The sequence below is a fragment of the Brachybacterium netajii (SeqCode) genome (assembly GCF_054114245.1).
On record NZ_JBSYXB010000002.1, the window covers coordinates 435,223 to 450,181 of the forward strand.

Below are 14,959 nucleotides of genomic sequence, written 5' to 3' on the forward strand. Positions count from 1 at the left end.
GATGGGACCGCACGCGTCCCGCGGAGGATCTACGATCGGCGGAGGGGCGATGGGGCCCCGAGGGGCGCTGCGCCCCGCCCCGCCGAGCGATCGCCGCCATCCGCGGCGACGAAGGAGGTCACCGTGCCGATGCCGTCCCGTCAGAACCCCGGTCGTGACGAGCTCCTGAGCACCCGTCTCACCATCGAGGACATCGCCGAGCAGGTCCGCATCTGGATCGCCGCGGCCGCCTCCCGCCCCGTCCCCCCGCCGGCCCGGCTGCTCTCCGAGATGCTCCGCGACCCCCGCGGCCTCGAGTTCGCCGTCGCGTTCGTCGACCGGGTGATCCGCCCCGAGGACCCGCAGGCGGCGGCTATCGAGCTGCGCCGCCTCGCCCAGGATCCGCCCGCCTTCCTCCCGCCCGGCCTGCGCCGCGTCATGGCCCTCGGCGGCACCGCCTCCGCGCTCGCCCCGCAGGTCGTCGTCCCCGCCGCGCAGCGGGTGATGCGGGAGACCGTCTCCCATCTGATCCTCGACGCCCGGCCCAAGCCGCTGGGCGCGGCGATCGCCCGGCTCACCGCCGACGGGACGCGCCTGAACCTGAACCTGCTGGGCGAGGCCGTCCTCGGCGCGCAGGAGGCCGCGCGCCGCCTGCAGGGGGTGCGCGAGCTCATCGCCCGCGAGGACGTCGACTACGTCTCCATCAAGGTCTCCTCCGTCGTCGACCATCTGCCCCTGTGGGCCGCCGCCGAGACCGTCGACCACATCGTCGACACGCTCCTGCCGCTGTACGTCGACGCCTCCCGCGGCCCGCATCCGACGTTCCTCACGATGGATATGGAGGAGTACCGCGACCTCGAGCTCACGCTGCAGGTCTTCGAGCGGCTCCTGTCCCGCCCCGAGCTCGCCGGATATCGCGCCGGCCTGGTGCTGCAGGCCTACCTGCCCGATGCGCCGCGCGCCCTCGAGCGGCTGCGGGCCTTCGCCGAGCGGCGCGTCGGCGCGGGCGGCGCACCGATCAAGGTGCGCCTGGTCAAGGGCGCGAACCTCCCGATGGAGAAGGTCGAGGCCGCCCTCCACGGCTGGCGGCAGGCGCCGCTGGAGACCAAGGAGGAGACCGACGCGCAGTACAAGCGGCTCGTCCTGAGCGCCCTGGACCCGGCCGCGCTCGAGGCCGTGCACATCGGCGTCGCCGGGCACAACCTCTTCGACATCGCCTTCGCGCATCTGCTCATGCGCGAGCGCGGCATCCGGCCCGGACGCGGCAGCGGCGTCGAGTTCGAGATGCTCGCGGGCATGGCCCCGGGCCAGCAGGCCGTCGTCCGCGAGGCGACCGGCACCATGCGGCTGTACGTCCCCGTGGTCGCGCCCGCGCACTTCGATGTGGCCGTGTCGTACCTGGTGCGGCGGCTCGAGGAGGGCGCCTCCCCCGAGAACTTCCTCTCGGCGCTCTTCGACCTCGATGAGCGTCCCGACCTCGTCGACCGCGAGAGGAATCGCTTCGCCCGCTCCCTCGACCGGGCGCTGCGGGAGCGCTCGGTGCCCACCCATCGCGATCAGGACCGTGCGGCGGAGGGCCGCGGCGGGCTGCCGGAGCTCGGCTCCGGCACCCTGCCGACGGTCCCCGGCCGCTTCCGCAGCACCCCCGACACCGACCTGTCGGTCCCCGCGAACCAGCAGTGGGCGGCGGCGCTCGCCCACCGCCTGCGCGGCTCCCGCCTCGGTCTCGCGGAGGCTGACGCCGCCCGCGTCGTCGCCCGCGAGCAGGTCGACGCCGCGATCTCCGCGGCCCGCGCCGCGCAGGGCACCTGGGAGGAGCTCGGGGCCGAGCGCCGCGGGGCGGTCCTGCGGCGCGTCGCCCGCACCCTGGCCGCGCACCGCGCCGACCTGCTGGAGGTCATGGCCTCCGAGACCGGCAAGACCCTCGCCCAGAGCGACCCCGAGGTGTCCGAGGCGATCGACTTCTGCCTCTACTACGCCGAGCAGGCGGAGGTCCTCTCCCGGCGCCGGGACGTCCGCTTCCGATCGCGCCCCCTCACGCTGGTCGCCCCGCCCTGGAACTTCCCCGTCGCGATCCCCAACGGGGGCGTCATGGCGGCGCTCGCCGCCGGCGGGGCCGTCGTCCTCAAGCCCGCACCGCAGGCGCGACGCTGCGGCGCGCTGCTGGGACGCCTCCTCCACGAGGCCGGGGTCCCGGCCGGGGTGCTGCAGGTCCTCGACGTCCCCGAGGACGAGATCGGCCGCGCCCTCATCACCGACGAGCGGATCGACCAGCTGATCCTCACCGGCGCCTTCGAGACCGCGGCCCTGTTCGCCTCCTGGCGCCCCGAGCTGCGGATCCTCGCCGAGACCAGCGGGAAGAACGCGATCGTCGTGACGCCCTCGGCCGATCTCGACCTCGCCGTCCGGGACGTGGTCGCGAGCGCCTTCGGGCACGCCGGCCAGAAGTGCTCGGCCGCCTCCCTGGTGATCCTCGTCGGCTCGGTCGCCCGCTCCCGCCGCTTCGACGCGCAGCTCGCGGACGCCGTGCTGAGCCTCCACGTCGGCCCGCCGACCGACCCGACCGCGCAGATGGGCCCCGTGGTCGAGGAGCCCGGGCCGAAGCTCCGCGCAGGCCTGTCGGACCTCGGCCCCGGGGAGAGCTGGCTGACGGCCCCGGAACCGCTCGACGGGACCGGGCGCCTCTTCTCCCCCGGGGTCCGGGTGGGGGTGCGCGAGGGCTCGGACTTCCATCGCACCGAGCACTTCGGCCCCGTGCTGGGGATCATGCGCGCCGCGACCCTCGAGGACGCCGTGCGGATGCAGAACGGCACCGGCTACGGGCTCACCGCCGGCCTGCACTCCCTGGATCCCGAGGAGATCGCCTGGTGGACCCAGCACGTCGAGGCCGGGAACCTCTACGTCAACCGCGGGATCACGGGCGCCGTCGTCGAGCGCCAGCCCTTCGGCGGCTGGAAGCGCTCCGCCGTCGGCCCCACCGCGAAGGCCGGCGGCCCCGGCTATCTCGTCCGCCTGATGCGGGCGGAGGACCCGGAGGAGCTGCAGGGGGCCGACGACGAGGCCTGGCTCGCCGCCGCCCGCCACGGCGACCGCGAGGCGATGCTCGCGGACTTCGGCCCGCGGGACGTGCAGGACCTGCACGGGGAGATCGACGTGCTGCGGCACCTGCCGCTGCCGGTGCTCGTCCGCGCCGCCGCGGATGCCCGCCCCGTGCACCTGCGGCGCGTGCTCCATGCGGCGGCGACCGCCGGCGCCCCCGTGGAGATCTCCGTCGCGACCGCGGAGCTCGAGCGGACGGCGCTCGCCGCGGGGGCCGCCCCCGCGGACGTCCGGCGCGAGGACGACGCGTCCTTCGCCGACGCCTTCGCGGGCATCGCGCAGGAGCGGGTGCGACTGATCGGCACGGTCGGCACGGCGCTCGCCCGCGCGCACTCCCGCCGCATCGAGGTGGCGCTGTTCGCCGACCCCGTCGTCGCCTCGGGCCGGGTGGAGCTGGCCGCGTTCCTGCGCGAGCAGGCGATCAGCGCGACCGCCCACCGCTACGGGACCCCGCTGCCGCATCCCCTCGACCTCACCGGCGGCGCCGGCTACCAGCGCGGGCCGCGCTGACCCGCGCTGGTCGTCAGGAGTCATCGGGCAGCGCGCCGACGCACGACGGGCCGGGCGGATCCTCGCGGATCGGCCCGGCCCGTCGCCTGCGCCGTCAGCCGGCGGCGGTCACCGGCTCAGACGGTGCCCACGCGAGCGCCCTCGGGCACCTCGCCGCCCTCCTCGCCGAGGACCGCACGGCCGATCACCGTGACGTCCGCGCCGAAGGTCCAGTCGCCCTGGACGTCGAGGCTCACCGCATCCTTCAGCGAGGGCACGCCGTGCGCGAAGCGGGGCTCGAAGTCGCCGATCAGCTTGTACGGCCCCGAGGCGAGGGACACCTCGGGGATCGCGGCGGCCCGCTGCACGAGGGCGAAGCGCTCGTCGAGCTCGTAGAGGTCCGAGCGCACCAGCAGCAGATCGCTCGTGGCCTTCACGGGCAGGAAGCGGTCGCGGCCGACGACGATCGCGGTCGCGCCGTCGAACACCTCGATGGCGGCGCCCATCGCGGCCTCGATCTGGAACACCGGGGTCGAGGTCTTGTCCGCCGGGTCGACGGTCTTCTCGTTGCGGATCAGCGGCAGCCCCATCACGCCGTCGCGCTCCTTGAGGATCGCGTCGAGCTGCTCGAGGTCCCACCACAGGTTGTTCGTGTGGAAGAACGGATGGCGGTCCTCGTCGGTGAAGAAGTCCATCTGATCCGCCGGGGTCTGCGCGGTGTCGCGCAGGATCAGGCGCCCGTCGGCCTTGCGGATCGCCAGATGCCCGCCCTTGCGGTCGGCGATCGTGCGGCGGCACAGCTCGGCCGCGTAGGGGGCGCCGGTGGAGGCGAACCAGGCGGCGATCTCCGGGCTCGGGACGGTGCCGAGGTTGTCGGAGTTGGAGACGGAGGCGTACTTGAAGCCGGCGTCGAGGAGCTGCTGGAGCAGGCCCGAGGTCTGCAGGGCGGTGTAGATGTCGCCGTGCCCGGGCGGGCACCACTCGAGGTCGGGGTCGGCAGGGTGGTCCACCGGCGTCAGGTCGTCCTGGCGGAGCTTGGGCTCCTTGTTCTGCAGGAAGTCCAGCGGGAGGTCGCCGACGGGGAGGTCCTCGTAGCGGGCGAGGGCGGAGAGGGTGTCCTCGCGGGTGCGGAACGAGTTCATGAAGACCAGCGGGAGGCGGGCGCCGGTGGCGGCGCGCGCCGCGCGGACCTGCTCGACGATGATGTCGAGGAAGGTGCGGCCGTCGCGCACCGGCAGCAGCGACTTCGCCTGGTCCATGCCCATCGACGTGCCGAGGCCGCCGTTGAGGTCGATGACGACCAGCTTGTCGAAGGCCTCCTTCGCCTGCTGCGGATCGACCACGACGTCCTCGAGGCGGGGCGGATCGAGATAGGGCTCGATGGTCTCCTCGGGGATGGAGCCGGTGACCCCCTCCTCGAGCTGCTGGTAGTAGTGGGAGAACACGGCGATCGCCGTGGGCGCCACGCCCGCGTCCGCCATCTTCGCCTGGGCGGCCTGAAGTCCTTCGATGCTCATGCTCACAGCGTATCGGCTCCGTCACGTCCGCCCGTCCCCGGACCGCTGCGCGGGAACGCTCCGAACCAGTTCTGTACGAGCTCAGTACGAGCTCAGAACGGGCTCCCGCACGAGGAGCGCCCGGGCTCCCCTAGAATCGTCGACCATGAGCACAGTCCTGTCCGCGGTCGCCTGGCCGTACGCCAACGGTCCCCGCCACATCGGTCACGTCGCCGGCTTCGGCGTCCCCTCCGACGTCTTCTCGCGCTACATGCGCATGGCGGGCCACGACGTGCTCATGGTCTCGGGCACCGACGAGCACGGCACCCCGATCCTGGTCGAGGCCGACAAGGAGGGCGTGACCGCCCGCGAGCTCGCCGACCGCAACAACCGCATCATCGTCGAGGACCTGGTCGCGCTCGGACTGTCCTACGACCTGTTCACGCGCACGACGACCCGCAACCACTACCAGGTGGTGCAGGACATGTTCGTCGCCGTCCGCGACAACGGATACATGATCGAGCAGACCACCTCCGGGGCGATCTCCCCGTCGACCGGTCGCACCCTCCCGGACCGCTACATCGAGGGCACCTGCCCGATCTGCGGCACCCCGGGCGCCCGCGGCGACCAGTGCGACGCCTGCGGCAACCAGCTCGATCCCACCGACCTGATCGACCCTGTCTCGCGCATCAACGGCGAGACCCCGGAGTTCATCGAGACCACCCACTGGTTCCTGGACCTCCCGGCGCTCGCCGCGGAGCTGGGCCGCTGGCTCGACGAGCGCGAGGCGACGGGGCTGTGGCGCCCCAACGTCATCCGCTTCAGCCAGAACATCCTCAAGGACATCAAGCCCCGCGCGATGACCCGCGACATCGACTGGGGCATCCCGGTGCCGGGCTGGGAGGACCAGCCCACCAAGCGCCTGTACGTCTGGTTCGACGCCGTCATCGGCTACCTCTCGGCCTCGATCGAGTGGGCCCGCCGCTCGGGCGACGCCGAGGCCTGGCGGAAGTGGTGGAACGATCCCGAGGCCCTGACCTACTACTTCATGGGCAAGGACAACATCGTCTTCCACTCGCAGATCTGGCCGGCGGAGATGCTCGCCCAGAACGGCGAGGGCGACCGCGGCGGCGAGCCCGGGAAGTTCGGCGAGCTGAACCTGCCCACGGAGGTCGTCTCGAGCGAGTTCCTGACGATGGAGGGCAAGAAGTTCTCCTCCTCCAAGGGCATCGTGATCTACGTGCGCGACGTCCTCTCCCGCTACCAGCCCGATGCGCTGCGCTACTTCATCTCGGCGGCGGGCCCCGAGAACCAGGATGCGGACTTCACCTGGTCGGAGTTCGTCTCCCGCACCAACAACGAGCTGGTCGCCGGCTGGGGCAACCTCGTCAACCGCACCGCCGCGATGATCGCCAAGAACGTCGGCGAGATCCCCGCCGCGGGCGAGCTCGAGGACGTGGACCGCGCGCTGCTCGAGCAGATCGAGGCGGGCTTCGCCTCCGTCGGCTCGCTCATCGAGGCGCACCGTCAGCGCGCGGCGATCGGCGAGGCCATGCGCCTGGTCGGCGAGGCCAACCGCTACGTCTCGGAGACCGAGCCCTTCAAGCTGAAGTCCGAGGAGCAGCGCCCCCGCCTGCTGACGATCCTGCACGTCCTCGCGCAGGCCGTCACCGATCTGAACACGCTGCTCTCCCCGTTCCTGCCGTTCTCGGCCAACGCGGTGGAGAAGGCCCTCGGCGGAGATCTCGAGATCGCTCCCCTGCCGCAGCTGCAGGACGTCGACGATCTCGACGGCGGCCCCGGCTACCCGATCATCACGGGCGACTACACGGCCGTCCCGGCCTGGGCGCACCGCGAGGTCGGCGTCGGCCAGAAGGTCGCCAAGCCGTCCCCGATCTTCGCGAAGCTCGACCCGAGCATCGTCGAGGAGGAGCTGGAGCGCCTCTCCCCCGGCGAGTGAGCCCCGGGAACTGTGCAGAGGATCCCTCCTTGTTTACACTTCTTCCAGGAAACGTCAACAAGGAGGGATCGTCATGTCCGGGCCCGCAGCCCTGCCGATTCCCCCGCTCGACCATCGGGACGGCCGCTGGACCGTCCCCGACGACGGGCTGATCTCCCGCCGCGCACGCGCCGCCGGCACAGGTCCCTACCGGGCTGCGCTCCCCGCCAGGATCGCTGCACTCGACCTCGCGCTGCCCGGCGATCTCGCCGCCGACATCGCCGAGGCCGAGGCCGCGCTCGTGGCGCTGGATCGCGAGGCCGCAGCGACCCTGGCGCCCTCATCCATGCCGACGCTCGGACCGATGTCGGCGATCCTCCTGCGCACCGAGTCCGCCTCGTCCTCGCAGATCGAGGATCTCACCGTGGGTGCACGGCAGCTCGCGCTCGCGGAGCTGAAGGAGTCGACGAGCGCGAACGCCCGCCTGGTGATCGCGAACGTGCGCGCGATGGAGGCGGCGCTCGCCCTCGCCGAGCAGCTCGACCTCGCCGCGGTGCTGGACATGCACCGGGCCCTGCTGACCACGGACGCCGTGCACGGAGCCGATGCCGGTGCGCTCCGCGAGCAGCTGGTGTGGATCGGTCGCAGCGCACTCTCGCCCGTCGGCGCCGTGCACGTCGCCCCCGAGCCGCAGGACGTCCCGGCGGCGATGGAGGACCTCCTCGCATTCATCGCCCGCGACGATCTGCCGCCGCTGCTGCACGCCGCGATCGCCCATGCCCAGTTCGAGACGATCCATCCGTTCACGGACGGGAACGGGCGCACGGGCCGCGCCCTCGTCCACGCGATGCTGCATGGCAAGGGACTGCTGCGCACGCTCACGCCGCCGATCTCGGCGGGGCTGCTGAGGGAGCTGGACGCCTATACCGGGGCGCTGACCGTCTTCCGCGCCGGGGACGCCCGCCCGATCGTCGAGCAGTTCGCGCAGGCGGCGCGCTATGCCGCGGTGACCGGGGCCCGGCTGATCGCGGATCTCGCCGCGGAGCTCGAGGCCTCCCGCGAGCAGCTCGGCGCTCTGCGCCCGCAGGCCCTCGGCCGACGCCTGCTCCCGCAGCTGATCGGCCAGCCCGTCGTCGATGCGGCCTACGCCGCCCGGGCGCTGGACTGCGCGCCCTCCTCGGCGCTGCGGGCCATCGGACAGCTGGAGGCCGCCGGCGTGCTCGTCGAGCGCACCGGCGGCCTCCGCAACCGGGTCTGGCAGCATCCGGGGATCCTCGCGGTCCTGGATGCGTATGCGGCGGCGATCCGCCGCTGAGGGTCAGCCGCTGAGGGTCAGTGGCCCACCACCGCCGGGGCGCCCTCGTCCTCGTCGGCCGGCTTGCGCACGAACCAGGCGAGCACGACCGGCACCAGCGCGATGCACGCGCCCACCAGGAAGGCCGCGCGCGCCCCGGGGGCGCCGGCCGCGGAGGTGCTGAGCCCCTCGGCCTCGCCGGCGTGCAGCACCGATGAGTACAGGCCGATGAGGATGGCGACGCCCGCGGCACCGCCGACCTGCTGGAGGGTGTTCAGCGCCGCCGACCCGTGGGAGTACAGGTGCGGGCGCAGCGAGCCGAGCGCCGAGGAGAACAGCGGCGTGAAGGACATGGCGAGGCCGACGGACATGACGGCCTGCACGACCATCAGCAGCTCCCACGGGGTGCTCGCGCCGACGGTCGTGTAGAACCAGAGCGCGGCGGCGATCATCAGCGTGCCGGGCACGAGCAGGACGCGGGGACCGCGCGCGTCGTAGACGCGGCCCATGACGGGGCCGAGCACGCCCATCAGGATCGAGCCGGGCATCAGCACGATGCCGGACATGGTCGCCTCGAGCCCGGCGACGTCCTGCAGGTACAGGGGCAGCAGGGTGAGGGTGCCGAACATGGCCATGGCGAGGATCGCCATGATCAGCACGCCGATCGCGAAGGTCCGGGAGCCGAAGACCCGCAGGTCCAGGAGGGCGTCGTCGCGACGCTGGAGAGAGCGCTGGCGCAGGGCGAAGACGACCAGGAGCACGAGGCCCGCGGCGATCGCGATCGCCCCGGTGGTCTGGGCGCTGGTGCCGGGGATGACGGCGCCGCCGCCCTCGGCGGAGCCGAAGAGGCTGAGCCCGTAGACGGCGCCGCCGAAGCCGAGCGCCGAGAGGATCACCGAGAGCACGTCGAGGGGCGCCTCGGTGGTCTCGCCGAGGTTCGTCATCCACTTCGCGCCGAGCGCGAGGGAGACCAGCGCGATCGGCAGCACGATGCCGAACAGCCAGCGCCAGCCGAGGGAGTCGAGGACGAGACCGGCCATGGTCGGGCCGATCGCGGGGGCGAGCGAGATGACCAGGCCGACGCGGCCCATCATGCGGCCGCGCGAGCGGGCGGGCACGACGGTCATGATCGTGGTCATCAGCAGAGGCATCATCACGCCGGTGCCGCCGGCCTGGACGATGCGGCCCAGCAGCAGGATCGTGAAGCCGGGCGCGATCAGGCAGATCAGGGTGCCGAGGGTGAAGCAGGCCGAGGCGGCCAGGAACACCTGGCGGGTGGTGAAGCGCTGCAGCAGGAAGCCGGTGGTGGGGATCACCACCGCCATCGTGAGCATGAAGGCGCTGGTGAGCCACTGGCCGAGCTCCGGCGGGATCCCGAGCTCGACGTTCAGGTGCGGGATCGCGATGCCCATCGTGGTCTCGTTGAGGATCGCGACGAAGGCGGCCACCAGCAGCAGCCAGATCACGCGCATGGCGCGCGGGTCGATGTCGGGGGCCGGGGTCGACTCCGGGACGGACGTCGCCGTCGCGCCGTCGGTCGGGGTGTCGGTGCGGGTCATGGAACTCCTGCGGGAAGCCGCGCGGCAGCGCGGGCGGGGTGGGGAGGGCGGGGCGGTGCCCGGTCGAGCACGGTCGAGCACGGTCGAGCACGGTCGATCGCCGTCTGCTCGACCGACGGCGCAACGACGCCGCCCGGAACCTTATTCCCGGCCCGCCCGCGCGGTCGAGCGGTTTTCCCGCTCCGCATCCCGTTCGCCGCCCCGGGGCCCACCGAGACCGCCGAGGTCGTGGACCCGCAGCGCGACCGCCCACTCGGTCCCGGCGGCGCGGCCGCCGGCGGCGAGGGCGCCGGGGATGAGCTCCTCGGGCGCCGGATGGCCGGTCACGTGCTCGAGGTAGGCGGCGTGGCAGCGGAGGGAGGCGATGGCCGCGTCGACGTGGGTGCGGCCGACCGTCTTCGCGTGCGTCGGCGCGGCGGCCCCGGCGACGAGGGCTGCGCGGGTGCTCCACGGGACCAGACCCTCCTCCTCGAGGAGCTCCCGGAACACCCAGGGATTGGCGGCGTCGCGGGCTGCGTCGACGGCGGCGAGTCCCGCGGCGCGATGGTCGGCCTGGTTGAGCATGCCGTAGGCCTCCACGTCGAAGGTCGTCGTGAGCAGCAGGTCGGGGCGCACCTGACGGATGACGCGGGCGATGTCGCGGCGCAGCGGGAGGCCGTGCTCGAGCATCCCATCGGGGTGGTCCAGCATCCGCAGCTCGCTGACGCCGACCTGCCGGCAGGCGGCCTCCTGCTCCCGGGCGCGCAGCGGGGCGACGATCTCGGGGGCCTCGGCCATCCCGGCCTCGCCGCGGGTCAGCAGCAGGTAGGCGACCTCGACGCCGGCCTCGGTCCAGGCGGCGACGGCCGCAGAGGTCCCGTACTCCATGTCGTCGGGATGGGCGACGACGCACAGCACGCGGCGCACCTCGTGGTCGGGCAGGGGCGGGAGCGGGGCGGTCGTCGGCGTCGTCGTCGTCATGCTGCCAGCCTAGGCGCGGACCGGCGTGCGCTCGAGGATCGCGGCGACGGCCGCCCGGCCCGCCCGGTTGGCGCCGATGGTGGAGGCGCTGGGTCCGTAGCCGAGCAGGTGGATGCGCGGGTCCTCGGCGACGGCGGTGCCGTCCATGCGGATGCCGCCGGCGGGGCCGTGCAGGCGCAGCGCGCGCAGGTGCCGCAGCTCGTGGCGGAAGCCGGTGGCCCACAGGATCGCGTCGAGCGCCGTCACGGTGCCGTCGGCCTCGACGACGCCCTCCGGGACGATGCGGGGGAACATCGGGCGGCGGGCGAGGATCCCGCGACGGTCGGCCTTGCGCAGGGCCGGCGTCCAGGCCAGGCCCGTCGCCGAGACGACGCTGCGCACGGGCAGGCCGCGGGCGACGCGCTCGGCGACGCCGGCGACCGCCTCCCGTCCGAGCTCCGGCGTGAAGGGGCGGTCCGCGAAGACGGGCTCACGGCGCGTGTACCAGAAGATCTCGGCGACCTCGGCGAGCTCGAGGAGGAACCCGAGGGCGCTGATGCCGCCGCCGACGATGCCGATGCGCAGCCCGGCGAGGTCCTCGGCGGCGGTGTAGTCGACGGTCCGCAGCTGCCGTCCGCGGAAGCTGCGCGCCCCGGGGACCGCGGGCACGAAGGGGCGGGTCCAGGTGCCGGTGGCGTTCAGCAGCGTGCGGGTGCGGATCGGGGCGAGCTCCCGGCCGTCGGCGCCGATCGAGCGGACGATCAGCGGGCTGGTCCGGTCCCCCGGCTGCTCGTCGCGCACGTCGATCACGCGGACGGGACGCTCGACCCGCAGGTCCTCGAGCGCCTCGTAGGAGGCGAAGTAGGCGGGCAGGGCGAGGTTCGCCGGTGCCTCCTCGTCCACGGGGACGATCGGCATGCCGGGCAGCTCGGCGATGCCGTTCACGGTCGCCATGGTCAGGCTGTCCCAGCGGTGGCGCCACGCCCCGCCCGGTCCGGCCTCGGCGTCGAGCACGGCGATCGGTCCGACGCCGCGCCGGCGCAGATGATGGGCGGCGGAGAGACCCGCCTGGCCGGCGCCGACGACGAGCGCCTCGAGTTCCCGCATCTCCTCCATGTCCGGGGCAACCCCGGCGAGCGCCGCGGTGTTCCCCGAGGTGGCAGGAGTCGCAGGCGTTCAGCACGCGGGGACGGCCTCCGCGTTCTCAGAATGCTCAGAATGCTCAGCCAGGGCGGCGACGGCGGCGAGGCCGCGCTCGAGGTCGGCCCAGAGGTCCTCGAGCCCTTCGAGGCCGACGCTGAGGCGCACGGTGCCGGGGACGACGCCGCAGGCGAGGCGCTGCTCCTCCGTGAGATGCGAGTGGGTGGTGGCGCCGGGGTGGCACACCAGGGAGCGGACGTCGCCGATGTTCACGGCGATGGTCCACAGCGTCAGCGCGTTGGAGAAGGCCTCGGCGGCGGCCTCCCCGCCCTCGAGGTCGATCGAGAAGACGCCCGCGGTGCCGTGGGGGAAGTCGCGCGCGACCAGGTGGTGGTCGGGGCGGCCGGGGCGGTCGGGGTGGTTCACGCGCAGCACCCCGGGGGCCTCGGCGAGGCGGGCGGCGAGCGCGGAGGCGCTGGCGCTGATCGCGGGCATGCGCAGCGCGAGGGTCTCGATGCCGACGAGCACCTGCTGGGCGCTCGCGGCGGGGAGGGTGGCGCCGAAGTCGGTCATGTACTTGGCGCGGGCGTAGGCCAGGAGGCCGGAGCCGCCGCGCTCGTACTCGTCGGCGAAGGTCACGTGGAAACGGCGGTTCGGGCCGGTGATGCGGCTCCAGCGCTCGGGACATCGGCGCGGGTCGAAGCGGCCGGTGTCGACGATGAGCCCGGCGATGGTGGTGCCGTGGCCGGCGAGGTACTTGGTGGCGGAGTGGACGACGACGTCGGCGCCGTGGTCGCCGGGCCGGTACAGGACGGGGCTGGCGAGCGTGGAGTCGACGACGACGACGATCCCGGCCTCATGGGCGATCTCGCTGATGGCGTCGAGGTCGACGAGCTCGGCGCCGGGGTTCGCGATCGACTCGAGCAGGAAGACGCGGGTCTCCTCGCGCACCGCCTCGCGCCAGGCGTCGAGGTCCCAGGGGTCGACGACGGTGGTGGTCACCGAGAGGTCGGCGAGGGTGTCGTCGAGGAACTCGGTGGTGCCGCCGTAGAGGCGGGCGGAGGCGACGACGTGGGTGCCGGGCTCGAGCAGCGCGCACAGGGCGATGGTGGTCGCGGCCTGGCCGCTCGCGACGGCGATCGCGGCGATCCCGCCCTCGAGCGCGGTGATGCGGTCCTCGAGGATCGCGGTGGTGGGGTTCCCGGAGCGGGAGTAGGCGTAGCCCTCGGCCTTGCGCGCGAACAGGTCGCGCAGCGAGGCATGGTCGGGGTGCGCGTAGGCGCTGGTGGCATAGATCGGGGGCGCGACGGCCCCGTGGTCGCCGGCGGCGGCGTCCCAGCCGGCATGGATGGCAGCAGTGCTCACAGCGCTCACATCGTCCTCCCGTTTCCTCTGACGGGATCACTGTGCGCCGCCGCGGGGGCGGGGCGCGAGATGTGTGACGTCCTGTGACGGGATGCAGGTCAGAGCAGGCTCAGGCCCGCTCCCCCGCCTCCGTCCAGAGTCCGGAGCATCCGCGCCGGTGGGAGCCGACGAGGTGGGTGTCGACGATCCCGATGGCCTCCATGAGGGCGAACATCGTCGTAGGGCCGACGAAGCGGAATCCGCGGGCCTTGAGGTCCTTCGCGAGGGCGATGGACTCGGGGCTCGTCGTCGGGACGTCCTCCGCCCGGTGGGGCACCGGGGTGCGCGCGGGACGGTGGGACCAGACGAGGTCGGCGAGGGTCGTGCCGGGCCCCTCCTGCCCGCGCAGGGCGAGGGCCGCGCGGGCGTTGGAGACGGTCGCCTCGATCTTCCCGCGGTGGCGGATGATGCCGACGTCGCCGAGCAGGCGCTCGACGTCGGCGGCGTCGAAGGCGGTGACCGCCTCCACGTCGAAGCCGGCGAAGGCGCGCCGGAAGCCCTCGCGGCGGCGCAGGATCGTGGCCCAGCTGAGCCCCGACTGGAAGCCCTCGAGGGCGAGGCGCTCGAAGACGCCGCGCTCGTCGCGCACGGGCAGGCCCCACTCGGTGTCGTAGTAGTCCCGCAGGTCCTCGTGCTGGGACGCCCAGACGGGCCGTGCCAGGCCGTCCGGCCCCACGACGAGGCCGGTACCGCTCTCCGCCACGGTCACCGTGTCAGCCGTCGATCTGGCCGATGGGCTCGCGCTTCTCGGCCTGGAACTGGTCCTCGACGCGGCCGAGGGCCCAGTAGGCGGAGACCGAGATCGCGTCGCGCGGGATGGCGCGCTCGCCGACGAGCAGGCGGCGCAGCTGCTTGGTCAGCCCGCGCTCGGCGTGGCAGAAGACGCCGAGGCCGTCGGTCTCGGCGAGGTCGAGGGCACGGACCTCCTCGAGCAGCTGCTCGCGCTCCCCGATCACGTAGCGCAGCTCGACGCCTGCGGGGCGCTCGAGCTCGAGCGCGTCCTCGGCATGGTCGAGGTGGACCAGGGCGATGCCGCGCGCCTGCGGGTCCGCGACGGCGAGGTGCTCGAGGGAGGCGGCGATCGCGGGCAGCGCCGAGTGGTCGCCGATCAGCAGGTGGCGGGCGGTCTCGGCGAGCGGGGAGTAGCCGCCGCCGGCGCCCATCAGCGCGACGAGGTCGCCGGGCTGCGCCTCGTCGGCCCAGCGGGAGGCGACGCCGGCGCCGGCGCCGTCGGTCTCCCCGTGCAGCACGACGTCGATCTCGATCGCGGAGGCGGCGTCATCCCAGCGGCGCACCGTGTAGGTGCGGCGCACGGGCAGCGACTCGGGGGCGCTCTCGCGCAGGGCGTCGAGGTCGTAGGGCGGGTGCAGCCCGGTCGCGGGATCGGCGATCAGCAGCTTGACGTAGGCGTCGGTCTGCTGGTTGCGGTTCAGGTGCACGAAGCCCTCGCCGCCGAGGCGGAGGCGCAGCAGGCTCGGCGAGACGCGAGACTTGGAGATCACCTCGAGGACGGCCTGCGGCCGCGCGGGTCGGCGCTTCTCGGGGGACGGTGCGGTCGTGGCGACGGGTTCCATGCCTCCACCCTACGATATTACGCGCGTTGACCTTTGCGTATTGATCG

General features: G+C 73.5%; 10 protein-coding genes. 3 read left to right on the forward strand and 7 right to left on the reverse strand.

Translation table 11 applies throughout. From position 1 onward, the window contains the following. Positions 1 to 129 precede the first annotated feature (129 nt). Positions 130 to 3,588 (forward strand): bifunctional proline dehydrogenase/L-glutamate gamma-semialdehyde dehydrogenase, encoded by a 3,459-nt coding sequence (locus tag ACXET9_RS05715; RefSeq protein WP_457885871.1) that lies wholly within the window; start codon positions 130 to 132, stop codon positions 3,586 to 3,588. A gap of 116 nt (positions 3,589 to 3,704) precedes the next feature. Here the strand turns inward: ACXET9_RS05715 and ACXET9_RS05720 are convergent, their stop codons facing one another. Beyond that, complete coding sequence (locus ACXET9_RS05720; RefSeq protein WP_457885534.1) at positions 3,705 to 5,084, reverse strand: UTP--glucose-1-phosphate uridylyltransferase; 1,380 nt, start codon at positions 5,082 to 5,084, stop codon at positions 3,705 to 3,707. Between the two features lie 145 nt (positions 5,085 to 5,229). On the opposite strand from ACXET9_RS05720, the gene metG reads away from it, so the two are divergent. Both metG and ACXET9_RS05730 read left to right on the forward strand, forming a co-directional pair. Beyond that, positions 5,230 to 7,023, forward strand: coding sequence for a methionine--tRNA ligase (gene metG / locus ACXET9_RS05725; protein ID WP_457885535.1), 1,794 nt, complete (start codon positions 5,230 to 5,232; stop codon positions 7,021 to 7,023). Between the two features lie 73 nt (positions 7,024 to 7,096). Continuing rightward, positions 7,097 to 8,317, forward strand: a complete 1,221-nt coding sequence (locus tag ACXET9_RS05730; RefSeq protein WP_457885536.1) for a Fic family protein — start codon at positions 7,097 to 7,099, stop codon at positions 8,315 to 8,317. Between the two features lie 17 nt (positions 8,318 to 8,334). On the opposite strand, the gene ACXET9_RS05735 is transcribed toward ACXET9_RS05730, so the two are convergent. The 6 genes from ACXET9_RS05735 to ACXET9_RS05760 all read right to left on the reverse strand — a co-directional run bounded on the left by ACXET9_RS05735 (position 8,335) and on the right by ACXET9_RS05760 (position 14,912). Beyond that, positions 8,335 to 9,855: an MDR family MFS transporter gene (locus ACXET9_RS05735; RefSeq protein ID WP_457885537.1), complete on the reverse strand. Its 1,521-nt coding sequence runs from the start codon at positions 9,853 to 9,855 to the stop codon at positions 8,335 to 8,337. Between the two features lie 141 nt (positions 9,856 to 9,996). Beyond that, positions 9,997 to 10,815, reverse strand: coding sequence for a PIG-L deacetylase family protein (locus ACXET9_RS05740; RefSeq protein WP_457885538.1), 819 nt, complete (start codon positions 10,813 to 10,815; stop codon positions 9,997 to 9,999). Between the two features lie 9 nt (positions 10,816 to 10,824). Beyond that, positions 10,825 to 11,901 carry an FAD-dependent oxidoreductase gene (locus ACXET9_RS05745; protein WP_457885539.1) on the reverse strand — a complete coding sequence of 359 codons (1,077 nt, stop codon included), beginning with the start codon at positions 11,899 to 11,901 and terminating at the stop codon, positions 10,825 to 10,827. A 69-nt stretch (positions 11,902 to 11,970) separates the two neighbouring features. Continuing rightward, positions 11,971 to 13,299 carry an O-acetylhomoserine aminocarboxypropyltransferase/cysteine synthase family protein gene (locus tag ACXET9_RS05750; protein WP_457885540.1) on the reverse strand — a complete coding sequence of 443 codons (1,329 nt, stop codon included), beginning with the start codon at positions 13,297 to 13,299 and terminating at the stop codon, positions 11,971 to 11,973. 109 nt (positions 13,300 to 13,408) lie between these two features. Next, positions 13,409 to 14,041, reverse strand: a complete 633-nt coding sequence (locus ACXET9_RS05755; protein ID WP_457885541.1) for a DNA-3-methyladenine glycosylase I — start codon at positions 14,039 to 14,041, stop codon at positions 13,409 to 13,411. 10 nt (positions 14,042 to 14,051) lie between these two features. Continuing rightward, positions 14,052 to 14,912 (reverse strand): siderophore-interacting protein, encoded by an 861-nt coding sequence (locus ACXET9_RS05760; protein WP_457885542.1) that lies wholly within the window; start codon positions 14,910 to 14,912, stop codon positions 14,052 to 14,054. Positions 14,913 to 14,959: the final 47 nt, after the last annotated feature.

Excerpts from the sequence above, each read along its gene's own strand:
- ACXET9_RS05760 (WP_457885542.1), bottom strand. The coding sequence starts at position 14,912 with ATGGAACCCGTCGCCACGACCGCACCGTCCCCCGAGAAGCGCCGACCC.
- ACXET9_RS05730 (WP_457885536.1), top strand. The coding sequence starts at position 7,097 with ATGTCCGGGCCCGCAGCCCTGCCGATTCCCCCGCTCGACCATCGGGAC.
- ACXET9_RS05720 (WP_457885534.1), bottom strand. The coding sequence starts at position 5,084 with ATGAGCATCGAAGGACTTCAGGCCGCCCAGGCGAAGATGGCGGACGCG.
- metG (WP_457885535.1), top strand. The coding sequence starts at position 5,230 with ATGAGCACAGTCCTGTCCGCGGTCGCCTGGCCGTACGCCAACGGTCCC.
- ACXET9_RS05745 (WP_457885539.1), bottom strand. The coding sequence starts at position 11,901 with ATGCGGGAACTCGAGGCGCTCGTCGTCGGCGCCGGCCAGGCGGGTCTC.
- ACXET9_RS05740 (WP_457885538.1), bottom strand. The coding sequence starts at position 10,815 with ATGACGACGACGACGCCGACGACCGCCCCGCTCCCGCCCCTGCCCGAC.
- ACXET9_RS05735 (WP_457885537.1), bottom strand. The coding sequence starts at position 9,855 with ATGACCCGCACCGACACCCCGACCGACGGCGCGACGGCGACGTCCGTC.
- ACXET9_RS05715 (WP_457885871.1), top strand. The coding sequence starts at position 130 with ATGCCGTCCCGTCAGAACCCCGGTCGTGACGAGCTCCTGAGCACCCGT.